1 pseudogene is annotated in these 1,173 nt (G+C 61.9%); it reads left to right on the top strand.

Features of this window, described 5'->3' with window-relative positions:
* Nucleotides 1–72: 72 nt before the first annotated feature.
* Nucleotides 73–1,173 (top strand): annotated as a pseudogene (gene istA, locus JQ567_RS37940) (IS21-like element IS1631 family transposase); the annotation flags it as partial.

Raw genomic sequence — 1,173 nt, forward strand, 5'->3', positions numbered from 1 at the left:
ACTTGAAACTCCCCCACCTGATGATCGCCGTCAGCGCCGCTGAACAGCAGTAGCCGGTCAGGCAGGACGTTTATGTTCGACCCCTTTAGCCAGCAAGGGGCCGGGGAGTTGAACGTCTTGAAGCGACATCTGCAAAGCACCGTACTTACATTACTTGATCGCAACACCAGCCAGCGCGAGATTCACCGGCTGACGGGTGTCGATCGCAAGACGATCCGGCGTTATCAGGCGCTGCGGGCCGGTGCGGAGGCAAATTCCCCCGGGGAAGTGACCACCGGCTCGGTGAGCGCGGACGGCCAAATTCCTCCACCCCGACCACCGGCTTTTGGGACATCGGAAGCGACGGTCACCAGCAGCCTGGCCCGTTCGGCTTGCGAAGCGCATCGGACGTGGATCGAAGAACAGGTCCGGCTGAAGCGGAACGCGCAGGCGATTTACCAGGACCTGGTTGATCAATTTGGCTTTCCGTCCAGCTACCAGAGTGTCAAGCGGTTTGTGCGCCGGTTGCGGCACGCTGATCCTGAGCAGTTTGATCGTCTTGAGTTCCTCCCCGGCGAGGAAGCTCAGGTCGACTATGGCGAGGGCGCGCCGACGGTTGATCCGAAGAGCGGGCGGTACCGTCGTCCCCGCCTGTTCGTGATGACGCTACGCTACTCGCGGCGCAGCTTCCGGCGGGTAGTCTGGAAGTCCAGCCAACAAGTCTGGGCGCAGCTCCACGAAGAGGCGTTCCGGTATTTTGGCGGGGTCCCCAGCTATGTCGTGCTCGACAACCTGAAGGAAGGCGTCCTCAAGCCGGATTTGTACGAGCCCCAGCTCAACCCGATTTACAGCGCGATGCTGGCTCATTACGCCGTGGTCGCCGATCCCGCGCGCGTGGCCGATCCAAATCGGAAAGGATGCGTCGAGAATGCGATTCAACATACCCAGGGCACTGCGCTGGCCGGACGGCGCTTCGAGACGCTGGAGGCGCAAAACGAGTTCTTGAGGCACTGGGAGGAGAACTGGGCTTCCAAACGCATCCACGGCAGCACGCGCCGTCAGGTCGAGGCGATGTTCCAGGAAGAGAAGCCGCACCTGCGGCCGCTGCCTGTCGCTCCCTTCCGCATCTTCACCGAAGTCGTCCGGACTGTCTGCGACGACACCACCGTACGCGTCGACAACAGCTATTACGCC

Source organism: Bradyrhizobium sp. AUGA SZCCT0431 (assembly GCF_018131065.1).
Classification (GTDB): Bacteria; Pseudomonadota; Alphaproteobacteria; order Rhizobiales; family Xanthobacteraceae; genus Bradyrhizobium.